Raw genomic sequence first — 21,873 nt, 5'->3', positions numbered from 1 at the left:
CGTTTCGTGCTTGCCCCTCACCGCCCTCGCAACACACCGGCCAGCGTGTGGATGTGGCCCGCACCAATGCCGCAGCAGCCGCCGATCAGCGTGGCGCCCGCATCCGCCCAGTCGCAGGCAAAGCGGGAATAGGCATCGGTCGTCAGGTCCGAGCGAGTCTCATGCAGACCCTCATTGGCCGCTGTCTCATCCGTGTCCGCCTCGAAGGCATTGGCGTAGACGCCAAGCTCGATCGCCGCACCGTCCGCCTTCAGAACTGAAGCCGCAACATCAACGGCTCGCTTCATGACCTCGGGCTTGGCGCAATTGAACAGCAGCGCTTCAGCCCCTGAGCCCGCCGCCCAGCGCGCGGCATCCGCCACCAGTTCACCCGAACGCAGTTTTGGCTCTGCGCCCGTTACCTGAGCCTCGTCATCGGCCAGCGTGAAGGATATCCAGAAGGGCTTGCCCGTATCCTTGACGGCGATACGCACCGCCTCCCCTTCCGCGATCAGGCTGAGCGTTTCGCCAAGCCAGAGATCCGCATGCGGTGCGAGGTTCTTCACCAGCACCGAGAGGTAATCCTGCACGCGGGTCGAATCGAAATTTTCCGGCTCGTAGGACCCGAAGATCGGCGGCAGGCCGCCCGCCACCAGCACAGGCTTGTCCGATGCATCGGCGGCTTCCCGCGCCAGCCGGCCAGAGAGCGCGATGAGATCAGCACCGTCCTTCGCGAAACGCTCCTCACCGATATGGAAGGGCACCAGCGCATAGGAATTGGTGGTGATGACCTCGGCACCCGCCGCGATGAATTCCGCATGGACCTGACGCACGATCTCGGGCGAGTTGATCAGCGCCAGTGCGGACCATTCCGGCTGCTTGAGTTCAGCACCGAGACGCAGAAGCTCACGGCTCATGCCGCCATCGAGGATACGGAGTTTGGTCATGGTCAGGCCTTTCAGAGATTATCGACGGATCGGCACCTGCCCCTCGATGCCCTTGAAGACGCGGGTGATGAGGAGGGTGAGAAAAACATAGAACACAGTGACCACCAGCAGCGGCTCATAGACCAGCAGCGTATCCTGCCGCACCTTGTAGGCCACGGCGTAGAGATCCATGACGGTCACGGTGAAGGCGAGCGGCGTGGCCTTCAGCTGCATGACCACTTCGCCTGCGATGGTGGGAAGGGCGATGCGAATGGCGCGCGGCAGCCAGATGCGGCGGATGAGCAGCAGCGGCCCCATGCCGGCCGCGCGTGCCGCTTCCAGCTCGCCCTTCGGCACGGCGAGCAGCGCGCCGCGCAGCACCTCCGCCTCGTAGGCCGCATAATTCAGCGTGAAGGACACGGCGGCGAAGAAGAATCCTTCGCGCAGGATGGGCCACAGGAAGCTCTGGCGAATGCCCGGGATCATCGGCAACAACGATCCCACGCCGTAATAGAGCAGCCACAGCTGGATCAAGAGCGGCGTGCCGCGCAGGAATGTGCAGTAGCCGCGTGCAAGATTGCGCGCGATTGGCCCGCCGCTGACCCGCGCAAAGGCCAGTCCGATTGCCAGCACGAAGCCGATGCTGACGGAGATGACCAGCAGCGACACGGTCTGGATGGCACCATCAAGCAGAAGCGGCAGGTAGCGGGAGAGCCAATCGAAGTTCATGGCGCGCTACTCCACCACCGGCTGGCCGCGCCGCACGCGCCGCTCGATGCGGGCAAACACCCAGTTGGAGGCGAGCGTGATGGCGAGATAAAGAAGGGCTGCGGCGAAGAAGAACAGGAAATAATGCTTGGTGTTGGCGCCGGCGAGCCGGGTGGCAAGCGCCAGTTCCTGATAGCCGACAACGGCCACCAGAGCGCTATCCTTGGTGATCGCCATCCAGAGATTGGCAAGGCCGGGCAGCGCATTGGGCAGAAGTGCCGGCAGCATGACGCGGCGAAAGAGAAGCAGCGGCGACATGCCGAAAGCACGCGCGGCCTCCAACTGTCCTGCAGGAATGGCTTGGATTGCGCCGCGCAGCACCTCCGTCATATAGGCGCCCTGCACGAAGCCCAGCACCATGACCGCCGCGAGAAAGCCGTTGACCTCGATGGTGGGCAGGCCAAGGCTGGCCAGCAGCCGGTTCAGCCCATCGGTTCCCGCATAATAGAGACCGACGATCAGGATCAGTTCCGGCACCGCGCGGATGATGCCCGTATAGAGATCGAGAAGCCGGATCAGCGGCTTCCTCCCCCAGAGCTTGCCCGCGGCGCCCAGCAAACCGATGCCGAGCCCGATGGAGAAGGCACAGGCCGAGATGAGGACCGTCGAGGCAGCACCTACCAATAGCGTGCCGCCCCATCCCGGAGGGACGGGCGACAGCAATTCCCAGATGCTCATCTGGCTGGTGGCCACGCGGCTGAACCTTCGACTGCCTTACTTCGCGCCGTAGATGTCGAAGTCGAAATACTTCTTCGAGATGGCGTCATACTTGCCGCTGGCGCGAACGGCCTGAATGGCGGCATCGAGCTTTGCCTTCAGGGCGGTATCGTCCTTGCGCAGGCCGCCGCCGACACCAAAACCGAGAACGGCCGGGTCATCGACAACATTGCCCATGTCGGCGCAGCAGCCCTTGCCGAAATCGCTCTTCAGGAATTCCGCGAGCGCGATGGAATCACCGAAGACGTAATCGATGCGGCCATTGGCGAGATCCTGGAAGGCCTCGTCCAGCGTCTGGTAGGTCTGTTCCTTGGCATCCTTGGCGAAATACTTCTTGTAGTAATCGGACTGGATGGTCGAGACTTGAATGCCGATGGTCTTGCCCTTGACGGCGTCGGCCGTGGCGCCCGGCTTCTGGTCCTTCGGGCCGATCAACTTGCTCGGCGTGTTATAGTATTTCTTGGTGAAGTCGATGGTCTTCAGGCGCTCATCGGTGATCGACATGGACGACCAGATCACATCGAACTTCTTGGCCTGAAGCGCCGGAATGAGGCCATCCCAGGAGAGTTCGACGATTGAGCACTTCTCCTTCATCTCCTCGCAGACGGCATTCATCAGGTCGATTTCCCAGCCGTTCCACTTGCCTGCCGCATCCTTGGCGAAGAAGGGCGGATAGGCCTCGTTCATGATGCCGAAGCGAACTTCGGCCTGCGCCGTGAATGTGGAGGCCAGAAGTACCGCGCCTGCGACGAGAAGAGAGAGTGCCTTCATGAAATACCCCTTGCATGTGCAATGACAATTTTCCGCACCATAGAGGCATATTGCGCATTTTTCCTGCCATCATCTTTCAAATTCATGCTAAAAATCCGCAATAATTTGCGTTTAGCGCCTGATATGCGCGCTATCATTCCTGACCGTTCCTCTTCGCCGCGAATGCTGTAAAAGATCTGTCATGTCAGAACCACTTGACCCCTATGATCGCAGCATCCTCGAACTCGTTCAGCGGGACTGCCAGCTGAAGGCGGAAGCCATTGCCGAAGAGATCGGCCTTTCGCCGTCTGCCGTTCAGCGACGGCTGAAGCGGCTGCGCACTGAGGGCATCATCGCCCGCGAGGTGGCGGTGGTGAACCGCAAGGCCAGCAGCTTTCCCATGACCTTCATCGCTGCCATGGAAATCGAACGCGACAATTATGATGCGCTGGCGCGCTTCCGCCTCTGGGCCGACAAGCAGCCGCACATCCAGCAGGTCTATTACGTCACCGGCCAGGTGGATCTAATCGCCATCATCACCGCCCGCGACGTGGAGCATTACGACGACATCAGCGCACAGCTGATGGCCGACAACCCGCAGATCAAGCGCATGAACACCAATGTCGTGCTGCGCGATGTGAAGGTGGGCCTCACCGTGCCGATGGACGAGTGAGAGGTCCAAGCCGAGTTTTCCAATGGGCATGCCTATGAAGTCGATCTGGAACAATATCACTAAGTGAGGAGAACCGATCATGGAATATGAGGTTACACGCCCTCTGCAAAGATGCCCGTCTCACCCGGGCGCGCTCCTCGACGACCTGATTTCGGATCTGGGAAAGAGCAAGGTGGAAATTGCCGAACTGCTCGGGATTTCGCGCCAGCATCTCTATGATATTCTGGGCGAGAGAAAACCCGTCTCTCCCAACACCGCTGCACGGTTGGGAAAGCTCTTCGGGGACGGCGCCGGCGTATGGCTGCGCATGCAGGCAGCCTATGACGCGTGGCAGGCCGAACACAATGTCGATGTCAGCCAGATACCGACGCTGAAATCAGCCTGAGCTCCAACGAAATAAGCCCGGATCGCTCCGGGCTTCATGATCTTACCAGCTCTTGCCCTTGCCGTTGGCGGCCTTGGGCTTGCCCTTCTTGAAGGGTTTTGGCGCGCCGTCCTTGGCGGCGAAGGAAGGCTTGCCGCCCTCCTTTCGGAAAGGCTTTTCACGCGGCGGGCGGTCGGCCACAGGGCGGTCGTCAAAACTCTTCTTGGCCTTGTAGGGCCGCTCGGAACGCTCGTCGCCAGCATTGTCGTCGCGCTTGGCAAAGCTCTTCTTCGGCTTGGGCGCACCCTCGCCGCCTTCGCTCGGCCAATCCCTGAGTTCGTCCTGCGCGGAACGCTCGCCAGAGGCACGCTTGGCAAACGGCTTGCGCTCGCCCTGATAGTCTCTCTGGCCTTCGCCACGCCCTTCCCGGCGACCCTCACTGCGCCCCTCGCCACGACCTTCGTTCTGGCGGGAAAGATCGGGCATGCCTTCCAGACGCGTTACGCGAACGCCGCGCTCCAGCATCTTGTTCGGGCCGAGCGCGCCGAGGAAATCATCGGCGATATCGGCCGACAGTTCCACATAGGTTTCCTGTTGCTGCATCTTGATTGCGCCGATCTCGGCCTTGGTGATGTTACCGTTGCGGCAGAGCATGGGGATCAGCCAGCGCGGTTCGGCATTCTGCTTGCGGCCGACCGAGAGCGAGAACCAGACGGCGGGACCGAATTCGCCACGCGGCGTGCGCGGGGTCGGCTCGAATTCCTGGCGTTCGCGGCCACCCTCTCGCGGCTTGCGGGCGGCACCCGGCTGCACGGACACTTCCAGCAGGTCTTCGGGTGCTGCATGATTGTTGCGGTGCATGTTGACGAAGGCGGCCGCCAGCTTTTCGGCGCCATAGGTTTCGACGAGCTTGGCGATCAGTTCCTGCTCTTCCTCGCGGACCTCTTCCTCGAACACCGGATCGGCCAGCAGACGCTCCTGATCGCGCTCGATCACTTCCTCGGCAGACGGAGGACGCACCCAGGCGGGCGTCACATTGGCGCCGCCCAGCAGGCGTTCGGCCTTGCGGCGCTGGTTGACCGGCACGATGAAGGCACTGATGCCCTTGTTGCCGGCGCGGCCCGTGCGGCCCGAGCGGTGCAGCAGGGTTTCCGAATTGGTCGGCAGATCGGCATGGATGACGAGTTCCAGGCCGGGCAGATCGATGCCGCGGGCGGCAACGTCCGTTGCGATGCAGACGCGGGCGCGGCCATCGCGCATGGCTTGCAGCGCATGGGTACGCTCGTTCTGGGTCAGTTCACCGGACAGCGCCACGACGGAGAAATTGCGGTTGCTGAGCCGCGCCGTCAGGTGGTTGACGGCAGCGCGGGTGGAGCAGAAAACGATGGTGTTTCTTGCCTCGTAAAAGCGCAGCACGTTGACGATGGCGTTTTCGCGGTCGGAGGGAGACACGAGCAGCGCGCGGTACTCGATATCCGCATGCTGCTTTTCTTCCGTCGCGGTGGCGATGCGCACGGCGTCGCGCTGATACTGCTTGGCCAGCTTGGCGATGCCGGCCGGAACCGTTGCCGAGAACATCAGCGTGCGGCGATCGTCCGGCGCTTCGTCCAGAATGAATTCAAGGTCTTCGCGGAAGCCGAGATCGAGCATCTCGTCGGCCTCATCCAGCACGGCGACGCGCAGTTCCGACATATCGAGCGCATTGCGGCGGATGTGGTCGCAGATGCGGCCGGGCGTACCGACGACAATATGCGCGCCGCGTTCCAGCGCCCGGCGCTCATTGCGGATATCCATGCCGCCGACGCAGCTGGCAATGACAGCGCCGGTCATTTCGTAAAGCCAGTCCAGCTCGCGCTTCACCTGCATGGCCAGTTCGCGGGTGGGTGCGATCACCAGTGCCAGGGGGGCGCGTGCCGGACCGAATCGGTCCTGGTCGCCGAGCAGCGTCGGGGCGATCGCGATACCGAAGGCAACCGTCTTGCCCGAACCGGTGCGGGCGGAAACGAGGGCATCGGCGGTCACCAGCGCCGGGTCCAGCATGGCCTGCTGTACGGGCGTCAGGGTCTCATAACCGCGCTTTGACAACGCCTTGGCAATCGCCGGAACGGCGATATTCAGTTCGGACATTTCAAGGTCTTTCGGATCAGGGCGCATTTCCGCGCGAAAGGCCGCAGATTGCGCGGCGTGATATGCCGCTGTCCCTAATCCTTTGGCCGCCAAATGTCAAAGCGGAACCCACAACACAAAGCTGCGCATCGCGAAAGGGTAAATGAACAAGACGAGCAGATGGATGCATGACATATTAGCGGGATGTATATCGCATGAAGACCCCTCCCCAGCCCCTCCCCACAAGGGGGGGCTAATCCAGCCGCACCGTCTTTGGCCTCATTTGCAGGTCCCAGATATGTGGCGGGGCGGTGCCACAAGTCTTCTCCCCCCTTGTGGGGGAGATGGCCGGCAGGCCAGAGGGGATGTTCCGCCTCGGGCAAAGGCAATTCAACAGGAGAATCACGCATGTCCTTCTTCCCCGGCAACGATCCCGAACCCGGCGATGCCTTTGCCTGCGACGCGATCGAGAACCTGATCATTCCGCGCTCCAGCGATATCGGCGGCTTCGAAGTCAGGCGCGCGCTGCCCACCCGCCAGCGGCGTCTCGTCGGACCCTTCATCTTCTTCGACCGCATGGGCCCGGCCGTGCTGCGGGCCGGTGAAGCGCTGGATGTGAAGCCGCATCCGCATATCGGGCTCTCCACCGTCACTTATCTGTTCGATGGCGAGATCAAGCATCGCGACAGCCTTGGCACCGAACTCGTCATCCGCCCGGGCGACATCAATTTGATGACGGCGGGGCGCGGCATCGTGCATTCGGAACGTACGCCGGAAAATCTGCGCGGCCATCCGCTCTCCATGTCCGGCCTGCAGACATGGCTCGCTTTGCCAGATGACAAGGAAGAGATCGACCCGGCTTTTGCCCATACCGCCAAGAGTGACATGCCGCTGATCGAGGCGGATGGTGCAGCGGGTCGCGTGGTGATTGGGGCCTTCGAGGGGCTTCGCTCGCCTGTTCCAACCTTCACCGATACGCTTTATGTGGATCTGACGCTGGAGGCCGGGCGGCGTTTCCCCTTCCCCGCCGGCCATGAAGAGCGCGCCATCTACATTCTCGCTGGCCAGTTGACGGTGGCGGGCGACACCTTTGCCGCTGACCAGCTGCTGGTGTTTCGCCCGGGCGACGCAATCACGCTGGAGGGCGGGCCGGACGGCTGCCACATCATGCTGTTCGGCGGCGCCGCACTGAATTCAAAACGCTACATCTGGTGGAATTTCGTCTCATCCTCCAAAGAGAGGATCGAGCAGGCCAAGGAAGAATGGCGCAGTGCCCGCTTCGATATAGTGCCGGGGGATGAAGAGGAGTTCGTCCCGTTGCCTTAGCGGCCACCGGCGCCGTCCGGTGACATCAATCGCAACGGCTTGGAGAGCCAAAGATCAGGGCCTTCAGCTCTCCACAGCTGCCGTTTAACGGCAGACTCTCGTGACGCGCGTTACCTTCTCGCCGTGCCGGTAGGTGACGACTTTCTTGGACATGCAATGCTTGCGCGGCGCCATCCGCGCATGCGGTCCCCGGTGCGGGCGATGCATGCCGTCATCGGTGCGAATGGTGACGGTTTCGGCATAGGACGCCGCCGGGATCGCGATGACCGAAGAGATTGCAAGGGTTGCAGCAAGGATGATCTTGTTCATGAATTTCACCTTCAGTTCTGATACGGTCCAAAAACGCGGGTTCCGTCTTTCAGTTCCGGGAGATGGCGTCCAAACAGGAGACCGCCAGCAATCGGTCGTGCATCGCTGTCCGCCTGCCCAAAATCCTCTATCATGACAAAAATTCCTGCTTCGGTGCGATTCCCTCGAAACATCCTTTGCTCTGACGGTTGAAAATCCATTAGAAGCACGTCTTAACGACACTTGAAAAAGCCGCTTTTCTTATCATCTTGGGGAAGGTTGGCTTTCAAAAACAAGCGCAGAAAAGGCCTTAAATTCGTGACATCGACCCCCAAGACACCGCTGCTGGATCAGGTGCATCTGCCCGCTGACCTGCGCAATCTTGAAGACCGCGACCTGCCGCAACTCGCCCGCGAAGTGCGTGACGAGATGATTGATGCTGTCTCGCGCACCGGTGGTCACTTGGGCGCGGGCCTTGGCGTGGTGGAATTGACGATCGCCATCCACAACGTGTTCAACACACCGCACGACCGGCTCATCTTCGATGTCGGCCACCAGTGCTATCCGCACAAGATCCTGACCGGGCGGCGCGACCGCATCCGCACGCTGCGCCAGGAGAACGGCCTTTCCGGCTTCACAAAGCGGGCGGAAAGCGAATACGATCCCTTTGGCGCGGCGCATTCGTCCACCTCCATTTCCGCCGGTCTCGGGATGGCGGTTGCGGCCGACCTTTCCAAGACGCCGCGCAATGTGATTGCCGTGATCGGCGACGGTGCGATGTCGGCAGGCATGGCCTATGAGGCACTGAACAATGCCGGTGCGCTCGATGCGCGGCTCATTGTCATCCTCAACGACAACGACATGTCGATTGCGCCCCCGACGGGTGCCATGAGCGCCTATCTGGCGCGCCTTGCTTCCGGCCGCAGCTATATGGGCTTCCGGGAGTTCGGGAAGAAGCTCACCGCCTATCTCGGCAAGAATGTCGACCGCGCCATCACCCGCGCCGTGGAACATGCACGCGGCTATGTGACCGGTGGCACCATGTTCGAGGAAATGGGTTTCTACCATATCGGCCCGATCGATGGTCACTCCTTCGAGCACCTGCTGCCCGTGCTGCGCAATGTGCGCGACAACGCCAAGGGGCCTGTGCTGATCCATGTGGTGACGCAGAAGGGCAAGGGTTATCCGCCCGCCGAAGCCGCCGCCGACAAGTATCATGGCGTCAACAAGTTCGACGTAATGACCGGCGCGCAGGCGAAGGCGAAGCCCAATGCGCCGAGCTATACGGCCGTGTTTGCCGATGCGCTGGTGCAGGAAGCAAAGCTCGACGAGAAGATCGTCGGCATCACCGCCGCCATGCCGAACGGCACCGGCCTCGACAAGCTGCAGGATCTGTTTCCGGAACGCACCTTTGATGTCGGCATTGCCGAACAGCATGCCGTAACCTTTGCGGCTGGCCTGGCGTCGGAAGGCTACAAGCCGTTCTGCGCGCTCTATTCCACCTTCCTGCAGCGTGGTTACGACCAAGTCGTGCATGACGTGGCGATCCAGGGGCTGCCGGTGCGCTTCCCCATAGACCGCGCAGGCTTTGTCGGCGCCGATGGCCCGACCCATGCGGGCTCCTTCGATACCGGCTTCCTGGCATCGCTGCCCGGCTTCGTGGTGATGGCGGCCGCCGACGAGGCGGAACTGAAGCATATGGTGCGCACCGCCGCGGCTTACGATGACGGTCCGATCTCCTTCCGCTATCCGCGTGGCGAGGGGGTTGGCGTGGAATTGCCGGAACGCGGCGAAATTCTGGAAATCGGCAAGGGCCGCGTGATGAAGCAGGGCGCCAAGGTGGCGCTGCTTTCCTTCGGCACGCGCCTCGCCGACTGTCTCTTGGCGGCGGAAGATTTGGATGCCGCGGGCCTTTCGACGACCGTTGCCGATGCCCGTTTCGCCAAGCCTCTCGATCACGACCTGATCCGCCAGCTTGCCCGTCACCATGAGATCGTGGTGACGATCGAGGAAGGCGCCGTCGGCGGCTTTGGCTCCCAGGTCATGCACTTCCTGGCGCAGGAGGGCCTGCTCGACCACGGCCTGCGCATCCGCTCGCTCGTGCTGCCTGATCTCTGGATGGATCAGGCGAAGCCGGAAGTCATGTATGCCAAGGCAGGACTCGACCGCGCCGGCATCGTGAAGACCGTGTTCAACGCGCTGGGCCGCGGGCTGCAGGTGGGCGCTGCGGGGTGATTTCGAAAGGCGCTGCTCTGGATGGGCTTCAGCGGCTTTCTTTCATTGGCTAGTCGAAGGCCGCGATCGGCCCGAAGCGCACACCGCATAAGATGCGCTGAGATTAAATGGCCGGACACCGGACCGTGAAATACGCGATGAAATCCGGATTGATGACGCCATTTCCTGCGTTGTCGGTGTAAAATCCTTCTTCAGCCTTTTCGAAAACGTTCAGCATGGGAGGAAGATTAACTTCTTCCTTTGCTTCGATATCACCAATCTGAACCGTTATTCCCCAACGGGGATCGACAGCTCTGACATAACCGTGGTGCTGACGCACTTCAGCGACAGTTTCATCTGAATCCAGATAAGTGATGCCTAAGAGGACGAGGCTGCCACGGAGTTCTTCCGCAAAACTCGCGTCCCAGTCTGCATCAGGGTCATTTCCCTTCAGCCAGTCGGTTGCCATTGCACTTCTCCGATTCCGCCTATTCAGTTGAAGGCTAAAAACTGCTGCTGGCAAGTTGCGGAAGGCCGCGTGCGGCCAGTTGCCTACTTCTTGACCTACCTTAAGAACTTGCTGATCCGATGAAATTGACTATCGTTGATTAATCGACGGAGTGTCCATGACAACTATAATTGCCATGCTTTTGGGATTGGCTACTGGAGCTCTCCTGCTGGCTGTTGTTTTTTGGCTGGCATGTCGGGTAAAGCCAGCGAGAAAGGAGCGTAGCAGCCGTATCGAAAATTACAAGGTGTTCGATAACGACCCGAGTTTCTACAGTTCGTCGGACCATCACAACACCTGAACATCGATGCCCGCTATTGGCACCAACCGCCGCTCTCTCACTTCCCTCCGAGCGCCAGTTCCCACCTTTCCTGCGCCTTCTCAGCAGCATCCAGCAATGCCTGCCAATCATCCGGCGGATTGTCGCTTTCCAGCATCGACCTGAACACTGCATAGGCATCCGTTTTCGAGCCGTAGGTGCGCAAGCTGTGTTCGTCGTTGACCCAGGCGTAGATGATGATCCTGGCTCGGCTGCTGTAGCGGAAGAAAAGCCGAAAGCGCCCTGCTCCGAATTTTGCGCGGAACCAGTGCTTGCGGTTCGCCCCCAGCGTCTTGCCCTGGATATAGGCGGAGGATGTGGGGTCTAACGGGATCTTCTCGAACATCAGGAGGCGCAAGGCAGCAAGCAGCTTGGCGTTGGCGCTCTTGTGATAGCCGTCCGGATCGCGGCGCTTCTCTTTCTCCACCGCGACCGTGAGTTTTTCCAGTTGGTCGAGGAGCAGAGGGTGTGCACACAGCGCCCAACCGTTGACGACCAGCATGGCTCAGAGGGCCACGTCGCCAAGGAGTGGCTCATCCAGATCGACGGATACATCGTTCACCAGTTCGGCGATGCAGGCAGCAAGTTGCGGCGGGAAGGCCTGAATTCTGTTTGGGTGATCCGCAAGATCCTTGGCGAGCAGAGAGAGAAAGCCGTCGATCACCGGATCGTCCCCGCTCTCGTCGACTTCCTTGCGGATCGAGACCTCGCCGCTTTCGGCGACATAGAAGGCGACGCGACCGCCATAGCCGACACCGAGCGCTTCCCGCACCGACTTCGGCACGGTTATCTGGCCCTTCTCCGTGATGGTGCTGACCTTCTTCAATAGAGCAGGCATATCCCTCTCCTTTTTCGGGGAGAAAGGTAAGGATAACTCCTTACGTTGTCAATGAGACGATTGCGTTACAAACGTATCTCTGTCCCCTACTTCTTCTGCGGCGCGACCAGGAACAGAACATCCAGATCCTTGAAGGCATCCTCGCCCTTCGGCTCCAGGACATAGGTCGTAGGACTGGTCTGCTTGGCACCGGATCCGCAGAAGCTCACATAGTTTTCCGGCTTGCCCTTGTCGATCGTGACCTTGTACTTGCTCGGCAGCCGGTTCCAATGCGGGGCGCTGGCGCCGTCATAGGAAATCCAGGCCGGGCGATGGGCGGGCTCCTCGACCGGGTTTGTTTTGGAAAGATCGGCAGCTGTCTTCAGGAAGGCCTGCTGCATGCAGTAGCGCGCTGAGGTTTCCTTGAATTTGTAGGCGGGTTTGCCCTGCTGCATGAAGAGGATCTCCAGCGAGCGCCCCAGGCTGGGCTTGTACCGGTAGCTGATATGCACGGTCTTGCCAGCCGGAAAATTCGCCTTCCACCAATAGGCGGAGCGCAGTGTCCAGATCGGAATGTAGTCGTCTGTCGCCGAGCCCATGGATTGGGCCTCAATCAAGCCTTGCGCGAGGAGATTGGCCTTCACGGGCTCGGGCAGGGATTTAATCGCATCCAGCGTTTTCTGAGCACGGGGCAGCAGCGGCACATTGGCACGGCGCAGATCCTCGGTGCGATCAAGCCCGGCGACGACCACATGCTGTTCCAGGCTCGGCTGGACCGACTTGCCATCCTGGGTGATCTTGAAGCCGAGGAAATCGTCCGCGTCCGGATTGTTGATCGCGACCTCGTGCATGAACTCGCCCGTCAGATCGGGCATTGGCACGGCCACAACGCTTTCCACGTCGGCCTTCGCCGTATTGGTGAGCGTGTACTCTATCCAGATCTCGTCCATGGAGAGGGTGAGGTTCTGCTCATCCATGCGCAGTGGGGATCCGTTTAGAAAGATCAGCCCGCCCGTCTTCAATTCATCCGTGATGTCATCTGCCCGCGTGTCGGCTGCCAGAGCAATGAGGGCCGCTGCGGATAGCGCGATAAACTTGATCATGTTCAGATATCCCCGTTACCGGCACGGGAGAATAGACATCGATTATCACGCCTGGAACAAAGAACCGGCGACTGTCCCTGGCACTTTTTGCATGCATTTTTTAAAAATGCAGAGCGCCCGGCTTCCGTTGAGCCGGGCGAAGCACGCGATTTGGGATTACGCGGCGCGGCGCTGCTGGGCGGACAGCGGCTGGAAGCGGAACTGGCCGATCATTTCGCGCAGGCGCGTCGCCTGCCCGGCCAGGTTGGCGCTTGCCGCGTTGGATTCCTCCACCATGGCCGCATTGCGTTGGGTCATCTGGTCCATCTGGTTGACGGACGTGTTGACCTCCTGAAGCCCGGTAGACTGTTCGCGGGTGGCTGTGGCGATGGCGTTCAGCTGGTCGTTGATCGTCAGGATATGGCTTTCGATCGTCTTCAGCGTCTCGCCCGTGGAAGATACAAGGCGCACGCCGCTGTTGATCTCATCCGCCGAGTTGCCGATCAGCTCCTTAATTTCCTTGGCAGCCTTGGCGGAGCGCTGAGCGAGTTCACGCACCTCCTGCGCCACCACGGCAAAGCCTTTGCCTGCCTCGCCTGCTCTTGCGGCTTCGACACCGGCATTCAGCGCCAGAAGATTGGTCTGGAAAGCGATCTCGTCGATCACGCCGATGATGCTGGAAATCTGCTGCGACGAGCCTTCGATACGGCCCATGGCGGAAACGGCTTCCGCCATCACCTCCGCTGATTTGCGGGCGCTGCTATTGGCCTGGGCCGCGACCTGGCGGGCCTCGTCGGTGCGCTTGCTGGAGGACGTGACATTGACGGTAATCTCATCCAGCGCCGCGGCGGTCTCTTCCAGCGAGGCCGCCTGCTGCTCCGTGCGCTTGGCCAGATCGTCGGAACTCATGGCGATTTCGCGTGTGCCTATCTCGATCTGGTTCGCAGCGTCGGCGACGGTCGCCAGCACCTGCGACAACTGACGGACGGCGGAGTTGAAATTGTCGCAAAGGGCAGTGAAATCCTCCGAGACGACCTCGGTGATCTGGTAGCTGAGATCTCCGGAGGCGAGACACTGCAGGCCGGCAGCAAGCGCGCTGGTCGCTTCCAGAAGCTGGCGGCGCGCTTCGGCTGCGGCTGCCCGCTGCAACTCCCCCTTCTGGCGCTCGGCATTCTGGCGCTGCTCCTCGGCTTCCTGCGTCAGCCGGATGTTTTCGATCGCTGCCTGGCGGAAGACTTCCACGGCACCGGCCATGTTGCCGATCTCATCGGTGCGGGCAGCAAAGGGAATGGCGCTCTCGCAATCGCCTGCCGCCAACCTGCGCATGGCCGACGTGATGCGCTGGATCGGCCGAGCAATGCTGATCACGACATAGATGCCGGCTGCCAACAGGATGAGGTAGCCGATGGATGTGACGATATAGCTGAACTGCACGATGCTGTCGTAGAGGGCCTGGCTCTTTTTGTAGGATGTGTCCGTAATCCGCTGATTGTAGGCCCGCTGCACGGCGATCGCCTTGCTCATGGCGTCGATATTGGCCACCATATCATGATCCAGCAACTGGTCCGCCTCCTCCTTCTTGCCCGCATCGAACAACTCCATCAGGGCATCGCCGGTCTTGTTGAAGGCAGCCAGCGCCTTGTCGATACCGGCCAGCGCTTCCTTGCCCTCAGGATTGACGATCGTCGGACGGATCTTCTCGATAATGTTCGAGAGGTCGTTCTTGCGATCCTTTAGATAGGCTTTGACCTGCGCGATCTCTTGCGGATCATCCGCCAGGAGCAGGCGGGCATAGGAGAAGTTCAGGGTGAAGTAGGCTGTCGCGATCTGCTCCGTGGCGACAAGCTTCGGCAGACGGTTGGTGGCAATTTCCTTCGTCATGCCGTTCATCTGGCCGAAGCCTTCTTCCGAAATCCAGGCAAAGACGCCCAGCATGACGGCGATGAGCACGAGAAGACTGATCAGTGACATCTTGATGTTTGGACGACGCATGACATGCTTTCCCATGTAAAGGCGACATCCATGTCGCGCATTGGATTGCAACCACGCTATCCGCAATTTTATTAAAATATGCTTTTATATACTTAGACTTATCAACTCATAGGTATAACCATCATCAGCGGCACAACCTTTTGATTAGACTTAATGATAGCGATGCCATCGCGAAAACCCGTCAGCGGAGAGAGCAATTTTTTCTTTGTCCACCGCGCCAAAAATATCGCTCGACTATTGCGCAACGCCTTCATCGAAGAGGATCAGGATATCCAGATCCTTTGCAGGGTAGAAGTCCGTCTTCTCCATCACAAAGGTCGTCGGGCCAGTCTTCTTGACGCCATCACCACAGAAACTAAGATAGTTTTCCGGCTTGCCCTTATCGATCGTCAGCTTGAACTTGCCGATCGTTCCGCCCCAATGGGCACCCGTGGTGAGAATGTAGGAGAGCCGTTTTTCCGTATAGAACGGATCCTTGCCGGAGGTGCCGTGGCTTAGTTTTGTCGCCGTCTTGAGAAAGGCGTCGTCCATGCAGTAGCGGGTCGAATAGTCCTTGAAAGCATCGGTAGTCTTGCCGTCTTCCACGAACCAGATTCCGGAATTGCCGCCGACACCGGGTTTGTAACGGTGGCTGACGCGTACCGTCTTGCCGGCGGGAAAGGTCGTCTTCCACCAGTAGGTCGAGCGCAACGTCCACAGCGGGATATACTGTCGTCGCGTCTCCTTGCCGGAATAATCGGGCTCCTCCCAGACAAGCCCTTTGGATACCCAGTCTTTGCGGGTCGCGTCCGGCAGCGCGGCAATCGCGGTAGGCGTCTTGTCGCTGTAGGGAAGCAGCGGCACCTTGGCCTGGCGCAGTTCATCCGTGTGGTCTATGCCACCGGCGAGGACATGCTGTTCGAGGTTCGGGCTGATCGCATTACCGTCCTGCGTGACCGTGAAGCCGACGAAGTTGTCGGCCTCAGGATCATTAAGCAGGACACCATGGGAGCCTTGGAGATCCGGCATCGGAAAGGCGACAACCGTTTCTACATCCTTGTCCGTCTTGTTGGTGAAGACGTAATCCACCCGCACCTCGTCCATGGAGATGAACAGGTCTTCCTCGCTCATCTCCACCTTATCGGTATAGAGGAACACGAGAGTGCCGGTCTTGAATTCGGCAACACTGTCATTGGCGGAAGCAGCTGCGGCCAGGGCAAGAAGCGCGCTTATAGTATGTAACGCCCTGCTGATCGTCTTGAGTATTTTCCTGCTCATCGCGTTTCGCCCTCGCCCGGTCTACCACACCTAAGGTTTGGGCTGGGGATCTTGACCGGGGGTTTCCCGGACCAGGAACAACAGATCCAGATCCTTGTCCGGCCAGAAGTCCGTCTTCTCCATCACGAACGTCGTCGGGCCAGTCTTCTTGACGCCATCGCCACAGAAGCTGACGTAGTTTTCCGGCCTGCCCTTATCGACGGCCAGCTTGAACTTGCCGATCGCGCCATTGCTCCAGTTGGCGCCCGTTTTCAAAATGTAGGACAGCCATCTTTCGCTATAGATGACATTCGTCCTTTCCTGATCATTGCGCAGCTTGATCCCGGTTTTGAGGAATGCATCATCCATGCAGTAGCGGGCTGCATATTCCTTGTAGTATTGGTTCGGCTTGCCATCCTGCACGAAGCTGATTTCCACGGTGCCGCCGACGCTTGGCTTGTAGCGGTGGCTGACGCGCACGGTCTTGCCGGCCGGGAAGGTCGTCTTCCACCAGTAGGTGGAACGCAGGGTCCATAACGGCGTGTAGTCCGCCTGCGGACCCTTTCCGGCGTCGATGATATCTTCGAGGAAAAGACCCTTGCTGATCCAATCCTTCTTGGTCGCGTCCGGCAGGGCGGCCAGCGCGGCATAGGTCTTTTCGCTGTAGGGCAGAAGCGGCACCTTGGCCGCCCGCAACTCATCCGTCCTGTCAACGCCGGCGACCAGCACATGCTGGTCGAGCGTCGGTTTGATGGCCTGCCCGTCCTGCGTCACGGTGAACCCCAAGAAGTTATCGGATTCGCGGTCATCCAAGGCGAGGTTCAGCCCCATCGAGCCTTCCACATCCGGCATGGGAAAGGCGACAACGGTTTCAACGTTTTTGTCAGACTTGTTGGTGAAGACGTAATCCACCCGCACCTCGTCCATGGAGAGGAAGAGTTCCTCCTGGCTCATGATCACATCGCTGGTGCGCACGAACACAAGACCGCCGGCTTTGAGTTCCGCCATCGTGTCGTTTGCCAGAGCACTGGCGAAAAGCACCAGTGAAATCGCAGCACCCAATCCGACCTGCCTGATCATGGTCCAATCCCCCTATCCGTCCCCATGACGATAACGCGTCTGCGGGCGCTGGCAAGGGATAGGCTGCAATGGAAAAAGGGGCAGTCGCCCGCCCCTTTTCAACACGCACTCTGAAGTATTTCAGAACTCTTCCCAATTGTCTTGGGCGGGCTTGGATGCCGCAGGCGCCGGTGCACTCTTGAAGGCGCCAGCCAGCTTGTTGTGAAGGGCGGCAGCGGGAGACGGCGCCGGGCGCGAGGTGACGCTCGCCGCCTTAGGGCCTGGCTGGAATGAACGCTTTGGAGCAGCAGCCGGTGCAATCGTCGACGAAGGTGCGCTGGCGGCAGATGGCGCCGAGGGCGATTTGGGTTGGGATACATTGGACGCGCGCGTCGGAGCAAACTGTCCGCCTGCGGCAACACCCAGCTTGAACTGGCTGAGGAGGTCATCCAGCGCTGCGGCTTCGCGTGCCAGCGCGTGGCTTGCTGCCGTCTGCTCTTCCACCATGGCGGCATTCTGCTGCGTGTTGTGATCCATCGCGGTGACCGCCTGATTGATCTCCTGAAGACCGGTCGACTGCTCGCGAGAGGAGGTTACGATCGCACGGATATTTTCGTCGATACCCTGGACCTCGGTGACGATCGCCTGCAACGCTTCGCCGGTTTCACCGACGAGTGCCACGCCAGCATCCACCTGCTGGCTGGAGGTGGTCAGAAGCGTCTTAATCTCCCGCGCGGCATTGGCGGAGCGCTGGGCAAGCTCGCGCACTTCCTGTGCAACCACGGCAAAGCCCTTGCCGGCCTCGCCAGCACGCGCCGCTTCAACACCCGCGTTCAGTGCCAGCAGGTTGGTCTGGAAGGCGATGTCATCGATGACGCTGATGATGTTGACGATCTCGCCTGATGACTTGGAAATGCCTTCCATCGCCTCAACAGCGCGGCGCACCACCTCACCGGACTTTTCAGCGCTGATGCGGGCCCGCTCGACGCGAACACCGACATCTTCCGCACGACGAGCCGATTCCTTGACCGTCGTGGTCACTTCCTCGACAGCGGCAGCCGTCTGCTCCACGGAAGCGGCCTGACGCTCGGTTCGCTTGGCCAGATCATCGGTTGCCGCGCGAATTTCCGTGGCACCGGCATTGATGGCGGATGCATTCTGGCCAACACCGCGCAGGGCTGTCTGCAGCTTGCCAAGCGCTTCGTTGAAATCGTGGCGGAGGCGGTCCAGGCGATCGGCAAAGGGCTTGGCAAGACGATAGGACACATTGCCGTTGGCCAATTCCGTCAGACCTTCGGCAAGTGCGTTCATCGCGAAATCAATTTCCGCAGCTTCGAAGGCCTTGCGCTCGTCATTGGTCATGCGCTCACGATCGCTGGCCTGGCGGATCTCGTCGGCTTCGCGCGCCAGACGCTGCTTTTCGATGGCTGCATCCTTGAAGACCGCGACCGCCTGGGCCATGCGGCCCACTTCGTCGCCACGATCAAGTGCCGGCACTTCCGTATTGTTGTCACCGGCTGCGATGCGTGACATGGCATTCGTCATGCCGACGATCGGAGCGACGATGGCCTGAGAAAGGCCCCAGATGATGACGACGCAGATGACGCCAGCCACCGCACCGCCGATCAACAGCGTCAGCAGAAGATCCGTAAAGGCCTGGCGCTGGTCAGCCACGAGCTGGCGTGCCAAGGCCATGGCCTTGTCCTTGGTCTGAGCGGCGGCGGCACGGAACGCGTCCAACTGTCCGGACATTTTTGTCTGGCCTGCCGCAAGGACCTCGGTCAACGGCTTGTCGGCCTTGCGGGCTGCCATCTGCGGCTCTGCCAGCTGCGTCTGGAACTCGTTGGCAGACTGGCGCATGGCCGTCAGGGAGGTGATCAGGTCGGCGCGACCGGCAGCGAGTTGAGTCGCTTCGTCCAGCGCAGCCAGCATTTTCTCGCGGCTAGCGCCCACTTCACGATAGGTGGTGTCGGTGCCGTAAAGCAGGTAGCCACGCAGGTTGGTGGCCTGTTCCAGCATGCCCTGCACCGCAGCATCGGTCTTTTCAACGATGGCCTGTGCAGCCAACTGGCGCTCGGCGGCTTCGCTGGAGGTCAACGCACCGCGAAAAACGAATGCCGATGCCAGAAGGCAAATGGACATGAGCGCCATGAAGGCAGCGATGAGCTTCTTGTTGATCGAGAGATTTTGCAATGACATCGTTCTCAGGTGCTTCAAAAGAGGCGCATCGTGCGCCACCGGCTCTAGTGATATCCCACCAAAACCGATTTGCCTTAACAGGTGATTGAAAGTCGCATCTGCAATTTGAAATTTCATCGCTTGATGGAGAAAGCGGCATGATCTCGTCAGCGGCGCAAAACCAGCCTCCCCAGGAATCGGAAGAGACTTGCTTTGCCAGTCTATGCGCGGCATTGAGCGCAGGATGACCCAAACCACTTCGCAACGCCTGGACCAGCTTCTCGTCACACGCGGCCTGTTCGAAAGCAGGTCGCGGGCACGCGATGCGGTCCTGCGCGGCACCGTGCGGGTTGACGGCAAAGTTGCGACGAAGCCGGGGCAGATGACCTCCGCTTCCTCAGCAATTTCGATCGACGATCCGGCCCTCAATTACGTATCGCGGGCTGCACTGAAGCTCGTTGCAGCGCTCGACCACTTCGGACTCACGCCGGCTGACGTCTGTTGTCTCGACGTTGGCGCCTCAACCGGCGGCTTCACGCAGGTCTTGCTGGAGCGCGGGGCCATGCATGTGGTTGCCGTGGATGTGGGACATGACCAGTTGCGTCCGAGCCTCCGGGATGATCGAAGGGTCACGAACCTCGAAGGGCTGAATGCGCGCAGTCTGACCGCCGAGGATATCGGCCACCGGACGATTGGCGCTGTCGTGTCCGATGTCTCTTTCATCTCGCTGAAGCTTGCGCTTCCACCGGCGCTGCACCTGGCCGACAAAGGCGCTTTCTGTGTTCTGCTCGTCAAGCCGCAGTTCGAAGCGGGCCGCGAGGCGATCGGCAAGGGTGGTATATTGCGCGATCCCTCGCTGGGGTCCCAGATCGCTGCCGACCTCGAACGTTGGCTTGTCGAGGAGATGGGCTGGGAGAGCCTCGGCATCATTGCCTCCCCCATCGTCGGGGGAGACGGAAACCAGGAATATCTATTGGCAGGACGCAAGCCATGAGCACCGAGACCGTTACCATCCAGCGCCTGGGCGCACAGGGCCACGGCATTGCCCATGGCGCGGAAGGCCCCATCTATGTTCCCTTTGCCCTGCCCGGGGAGACGGTCGCGATTGCGCGCGTCGGCAATCAGGGCACTGTCATGTCCACCTCCGTCACCGCGCCGGAGCGGGTGACGCCGCCCTGCCGGCATTTCGGTCCGGACGGTGATCTCTGCGGCGGCTGTTCGCTGCAGCATCTGGCAGACAAGCCCTATCAGGAGTTCAAACGTGCGCTTGTCGTGGACGCGTTGAAGGCCAAAGGCCTTGAGCCTGACGTGCGCGATCTCGTACCCGCCGCGCCTGGAGAGCGTCGCCGCGCCGTGTTCAGCGTGCGCAAGACGGAGAAGGAGGTTCTTCTGGGCTTCAACCAGATGGAGAGCCACACCATTATCTCCATCCGCGAATGTCCGATCATGTCGCCCGGTATTGTCGGGCGGCTGGAGATGATCCGGACGCTTGCAGGCAGCATGGCTGTCGGTGCCGATCCCTTTCGCCTAACCGTGATAGAGACGCTGTCCGGGCTCGACCTGGCTGCCGATGGCTTGAAAGCGCTGTCGGACAAGCAGCGCCGTACCGTGGTGGAAACCGTCCTGTCCCTCAAGGGTATCGCCCGCGTCTCCATCAATGGTGAGATCGTCGTGGAGCCGCAGAAGCCGCAGCTCGACTTCGGTGGCGTCACAGTGTCCCCTCCTCCCGGCGGGTTCACGCAAGCGACGCGGGAGGCGGAACAGGTGATGGCGGAGCTCGTCATCGCCCATATCGGCAAGTCAAAACGGGTGCTGGATCTGTTTGCCGGCAGCGGCACGTTTGCGCTGCGGCTGGCGCGGCAAGCCAAGGTGCACGCGGTGGAAGGTGACGACAAGGCGCTGAAAGCACTGGACGAGGCGGCGCGCCGCACGCAGGGCCTAAAGCCGGTCAGCGTGGAAAAGCGCGATCTCTTCCGCCGCCCGCTGATGCCGCAGGAATTGAAGAATTACGACGCTGTGGTGTTCGACCCGCCGCGCGCGGGTGCGGAAGCCCAGACCAAGGAACTGGCAAAATCCGGCATCCGGACGATTGCGGCCGTCAGCTGCAACCCGCTGACGCTGGCGCGGGATCTGCGCGTCCTCGTAGATAGCGGCTACAAGATCATCTCCGTCACGCCGATCGACCAGTTCCTCTGGTCGCCGCATGTCGAGGCCGTAGCCCTGCTGTCGAAGTGATCAACCGGCAAGGTCCAGCCGGCCGGAGCCGACAACACCATCGCAACGGCAGGTGCCACCGACGCGGCCTTCCGGAGCGCGGCAGGTATAGGGCCGCGAACGATTGTCGCTGTCCTGAGGCGGCACCACGCAGATGAAGCGCTGGCGGGGCTTGTAGTCATTGTTATTGATGGTGCGGGATGTGATGACCTTGCCATCGGCAATCGCTGCAGAGGCGCCGATCAGCAGGCTGACTGCTGCAAGCAGGACTTTCTTCATGGATGTCGCTCCCGGTCCGCCGCTCCATCTTTCGGGCGGCGCTGAAGGTTATCCTTCCAGCGCACGCCTTAACAAGCC

At 60.6% G+C, this 21,873-nt stretch carries 21 protein-coding genes; 6 read left to right on the top strand and 15 right to left on the bottom strand.

Annotation, left to right across the window (positions count from 1 at the left end; translation table 11 throughout):
* Positions 1-17: 17 nt before the first annotated feature.
* From Q2T52_RS04080 to Q2T52_RS04065, 4 genes are read right to left on the bottom strand one after another with little or no spacing between them, the layout of a single operon-like run.
* Positions 18-926 (bottom strand): homocysteine S-methyltransferase family protein, encoded by a 909-nt coding sequence (locus tag Q2T52_RS04080; protein ID WP_302075387.1) that lies wholly within the window; start codon positions 924-926, stop codon positions 18-20.
* An 18-nt stretch (positions 927-944) separates the two neighbouring features.
* Entirely contained in the window at positions 945-1,634 is a 690-nt protein-coding gene (locus Q2T52_RS04075; RefSeq protein ID WP_302075386.1) for an ABC transporter permease, read from the bottom strand.
* A gap of 6 nt (positions 1,635-1,640) precedes the next feature.
* A complete protein-coding gene (locus tag Q2T52_RS04070; RefSeq protein WP_436799499.1) occupies positions 1,641-2,351 on the bottom strand; it encodes an ABC transporter permease in 711 nt (236 codons plus the stop codon).
* 36 nt (positions 2,352-2,387) lie between these two features.
* Positions 2,388-3,161, bottom strand: a complete 774-nt coding sequence (locus tag Q2T52_RS04065) for a transporter substrate-binding domain-containing protein (RefSeq protein ID WP_302075384.1) — start codon at positions 3,159-3,161, stop codon at positions 2,388-2,390.
* 181 nt (positions 3,162-3,342) lie between these two features.
* Here Q2T52_RS04065 and Q2T52_RS04060 point away from each other — a divergent pair, with 181 nt between their 5' ends.
* On the top strand, positions 3,343-3,813 hold the full coding sequence (locus Q2T52_RS04060) for an Lrp/AsnC family transcriptional regulator (protein WP_302075383.1): 471 nt from the start codon (positions 3,343-3,345) through the stop codon (positions 3,811-3,813).
* A gap of 79 nt (positions 3,814-3,892) precedes the next feature.
* Positions 3,893-4,198 carry a HigA family addiction module antitoxin gene (locus tag Q2T52_RS04055; protein ID WP_302075382.1) on the top strand — a complete coding sequence of 102 codons (306 nt, stop codon included), beginning with the start codon at positions 3,893-3,895 and terminating at the stop codon, positions 4,196-4,198.
* Between the two features lie 42 nt (positions 4,199-4,240).
* Here the strand turns inward: Q2T52_RS04055 and Q2T52_RS04050 are convergent, their stop codons facing one another.
* Positions 4,241-6,304 carry a DEAD/DEAH box helicase gene (locus Q2T52_RS04050; protein ID WP_302075381.1) on the bottom strand — a complete coding sequence of 688 codons (2,064 nt, stop codon included), beginning with the start codon at positions 6,302-6,304 and terminating at the stop codon, positions 4,241-4,243.
* A gap of 387 nt (positions 6,305-6,691) precedes the next feature.
* Here Q2T52_RS04050 and Q2T52_RS04045 point away from each other — a divergent pair, with 387 nt between their 5' ends.
* Positions 6,692-7,609, top strand: a complete 918-nt coding sequence (locus Q2T52_RS04045) for a pirin family protein (RefSeq protein WP_302075380.1) — start codon at positions 6,692-6,694, stop codon at positions 7,607-7,609.
* An 84-nt stretch (positions 7,610-7,693) separates the two neighbouring features.
* On the opposite strand, the gene Q2T52_RS04040 is transcribed toward Q2T52_RS04045, so the two are convergent.
* A complete protein-coding gene (locus Q2T52_RS04040) occupies positions 7,694-7,918 on the bottom strand; it encodes a hypothetical protein (RefSeq protein ID WP_302075379.1) in 225 nt (74 codons plus the stop codon).
* Between the two features lie 297 nt (positions 7,919-8,215).
* On the opposite strand from Q2T52_RS04040, the gene dxs reads away from it, so the two are divergent.
* Positions 8,216-10,132: a 1-deoxy-D-xylulose-5-phosphate synthase gene (gene dxs / locus Q2T52_RS04035; protein WP_302075378.1), complete on the top strand. Its 1,917-nt coding sequence runs from the start codon at positions 8,216-8,218 to the stop codon at positions 10,130-10,132.
* Positions 10,133-10,235: 103 nt separating this feature from the next.
* On the opposite strand, the gene Q2T52_RS04030 is transcribed toward dxs, so the two are convergent.
* The 8 genes from Q2T52_RS04030 to Q2T52_RS03995 form a co-directional block, all read right to left on the bottom strand.
* Positions 10,236-10,580: a hypothetical protein gene (locus Q2T52_RS04030; protein ID WP_302075377.1), complete on the bottom strand. Its 345-nt coding sequence runs from the start codon at positions 10,578-10,580 to the stop codon at positions 10,236-10,238.
* 377 nt (positions 10,581-10,957) lie between these two features.
* Positions 10,958-11,440, bottom strand: coding sequence for a type II toxin-antitoxin system YhaV family toxin (locus Q2T52_RS04025; protein ID WP_302075376.1), 483 nt, complete (start codon positions 11,438-11,440; stop codon positions 10,958-10,960).
* A 3-nt stretch (positions 11,441-11,443) separates the two neighbouring features.
* On the bottom strand, positions 11,444-11,776 hold the full coding sequence (locus Q2T52_RS04020) for a type II toxin-antitoxin system PrlF family antitoxin (protein WP_302075375.1): 333 nt from the start codon (positions 11,774-11,776) through the stop codon (positions 11,444-11,446).
* An 86-nt stretch (positions 11,777-11,862) separates the two neighbouring features.
* The gene (locus tag Q2T52_RS04015) at positions 11,863-12,858 is read right to left on the bottom strand and encodes a DUF4424 family protein (protein ID WP_302075374.1); all 996 of its coding nucleotides are present in this window, start codon (positions 12,856-12,858) and stop codon (positions 11,863-11,865) included.
* Positions 12,859-13,014: 156 nt separating this feature from the next.
* On the bottom strand, positions 13,015-14,829 hold the full coding sequence (locus tag Q2T52_RS04010) for a HAMP domain-containing methyl-accepting chemotaxis protein (RefSeq protein WP_302075373.1): 1,815 nt from the start codon (positions 14,827-14,829) through the stop codon (positions 13,015-13,017).
* Between the two features lie 234 nt (positions 14,830-15,063).
* Positions 15,064-16,086 carry a DUF4424 domain-containing protein gene (locus Q2T52_RS04005; protein ID WP_302075372.1) on the bottom strand — a complete coding sequence of 341 codons (1,023 nt, stop codon included), beginning with the start codon at positions 16,084-16,086 and terminating at the stop codon, positions 15,064-15,066.
* 30 nt (positions 16,087-16,116) lie between these two features.
* Positions 16,117-17,145 (bottom strand): DUF4424 domain-containing protein, encoded by a 1,029-nt coding sequence (locus tag Q2T52_RS04000; RefSeq protein WP_302075371.1) that lies wholly within the window; start codon positions 17,143-17,145, stop codon positions 16,117-16,119.
* 120 nt (positions 17,146-17,265) lie between these two features.
* Positions 17,266-19,323 carry a methyl-accepting chemotaxis protein gene (locus tag Q2T52_RS03995; protein ID WP_302075370.1) on the bottom strand — a complete coding sequence of 686 codons (2,058 nt, stop codon included), beginning with the start codon at positions 19,321-19,323 and terminating at the stop codon, positions 17,266-17,268.
* Between the two features lie 223 nt (positions 19,324-19,546).
* Between Q2T52_RS03995 and Q2T52_RS03990 the strand changes: the two genes are divergently transcribed.
* Together Q2T52_RS03990 and Q2T52_RS03985 are read left to right on the top strand one after the other, a co-directional pair.
* Positions 19,547-20,296, top strand: a complete 750-nt coding sequence (locus Q2T52_RS03990; RefSeq protein ID WP_302075369.1) for a TlyA family RNA methyltransferase — start codon at positions 19,547-19,549, stop codon at positions 20,294-20,296.
* On the top strand, positions 20,293-21,537 hold the full coding sequence (locus Q2T52_RS03985; protein WP_302075368.1) for a class I SAM-dependent RNA methyltransferase: 1,245 nt from the start codon (positions 20,293-20,295) through the stop codon (positions 21,535-21,537). The genes Q2T52_RS03990 and Q2T52_RS03985 overlap by 4 nt, the downstream gene beginning before the upstream one ends.
* On the opposite strand, the gene Q2T52_RS03980 is transcribed toward Q2T52_RS03985, so the two are convergent.
* Entirely contained in the window at positions 21,538-21,795 is a 258-nt protein-coding gene (locus Q2T52_RS03980; RefSeq protein ID WP_302075367.1) for a hypothetical protein, read from the bottom strand. It abuts the gene before it with no gap.
* Between the last annotated feature and the right edge of the window lie 78 nt (positions 21,796-21,873).

This window comes from Rhizobium oryzicola (genome assembly GCF_030504645.1).
GTDB classification, from domain to species: Bacteria; Pseudomonadota; Alphaproteobacteria; order Rhizobiales; family Rhizobiaceae; genus Neorhizobium; species Neorhizobium oryzicola.
The sequence above is the reverse complement of the archived record's forward strand: the minus strand, read 5'-3'. Positions and strand labels throughout refer to the sequence as shown.

What these genes read in the sequence shown, in the direction of transcription:
- Q2T52_RS04080 (WP_302075387.1), bottom strand. Translation starts at nt 926, where the DNA reads ATGACCAAACTCCGTATCCTCGATGGCGGCATGAGCCGTGAGCTTCTG.
- Q2T52_RS04075 (WP_302075386.1), bottom strand. Translation starts at nt 1,634, where the DNA reads ATGAACTTCGATTGGCTCTCCCGCTACCTGCCGCTTCTGCTTGATGGT.
- Q2T52_RS04070 (WP_436799499.1), bottom strand. Translation starts at nt 2,351, where the DNA reads ATGAGCATCTGGGAATTGCTGTCGCCCGTCCCTCCGGGATGGGGCGGC.
- Q2T52_RS04065 (WP_302075384.1), bottom strand. Translation starts at nt 3,161, where the DNA reads ATGAAGGCACTCTCTCTTCTCGTCGCAGGCGCGGTACTTCTGGCCTCC.
- Q2T52_RS04060 (WP_302075383.1), top strand. Translation starts at nt 3,343, where the DNA reads ATGTCAGAACCACTTGACCCCTATGATCGCAGCATCCTCGAACTCGTT.
- Q2T52_RS04055 (WP_302075382.1), top strand. Translation starts at nt 3,893, where the DNA reads ATGGAATATGAGGTTACACGCCCTCTGCAAAGATGCCCGTCTCACCCG.
- Q2T52_RS04050 (WP_302075381.1), bottom strand. Translation starts at nt 6,304, where the DNA reads ATGTCCGAACTGAATATCGCCGTTCCGGCGATTGCCAAGGCGTTGTCA.
- Q2T52_RS04045 (WP_302075380.1), top strand. Translation starts at nt 6,692, where the DNA reads ATGTCCTTCTTCCCCGGCAACGATCCCGAACCCGGCGATGCCTTTGCC.
- Q2T52_RS04040 (WP_302075379.1), bottom strand. Translation starts at nt 7,918, where the DNA reads ATGAACAAGATCATCCTTGCTGCAACCCTTGCAATCTCTTCGGTCATC.
- Q2T52_RS04030 (WP_302075377.1), bottom strand. Translation starts at nt 10,580, where the DNA reads ATGGCAACCGACTGGCTGAAGGGAAATGACCCTGATGCAGACTGGGAC.
- Q2T52_RS04025 (WP_302075376.1), bottom strand. Translation starts at nt 11,440, where the DNA reads ATGCTGGTCGTCAACGGTTGGGCGCTGTGTGCACACCCTCTGCTCCTC.
- Q2T52_RS04020 (WP_302075375.1), bottom strand. Translation starts at nt 11,776, where the DNA reads ATGCCTGCTCTATTGAAGAAGGTCAGCACCATCACGGAGAAGGGCCAG.
- Q2T52_RS04015 (WP_302075374.1), bottom strand. Translation starts at nt 12,858, where the DNA reads ATGATCAAGTTTATCGCGCTATCCGCAGCGGCCCTCATTGCTCTGGCA.
- Q2T52_RS04010 (WP_302075373.1), bottom strand. Translation starts at nt 14,829, where the DNA reads ATGCGTCGTCCAAACATCAAGATGTCACTGATCAGTCTTCTCGTGCTC.
- Q2T52_RS04005 (WP_302075372.1), bottom strand. Translation starts at nt 16,086, where the DNA reads ATGAGCAGGAAAATACTCAAGACGATCAGCAGGGCGTTACATACTATA.
- Q2T52_RS04000 (WP_302075371.1), bottom strand. Translation starts at nt 17,145, where the DNA reads ATGATCAGGCAGGTCGGATTGGGTGCTGCGATTTCACTGGTGCTTTTC.
- Q2T52_RS03995 (WP_302075370.1), bottom strand. Translation starts at nt 19,323, where the DNA reads ATGTCATTGCAAAATCTCTCGATCAACAAGAAGCTCATCGCTGCCTTC.
- Q2T52_RS03990 (WP_302075369.1), top strand. Translation starts at nt 19,547, where the DNA reads ATGACCCAAACCACTTCGCAACGCCTGGACCAGCTTCTCGTCACACGC.
- Q2T52_RS03985 (WP_302075368.1), top strand. Translation starts at nt 20,293, where the DNA reads ATGAGCACCGAGACCGTTACCATCCAGCGCCTGGGCGCACAGGGCCAC.
- Q2T52_RS03980 (WP_302075367.1), bottom strand. Translation starts at nt 21,795, where the DNA reads ATGAAGAAAGTCCTGCTTGCAGCAGTCAGCCTGCTGATCGGCGCCTCT.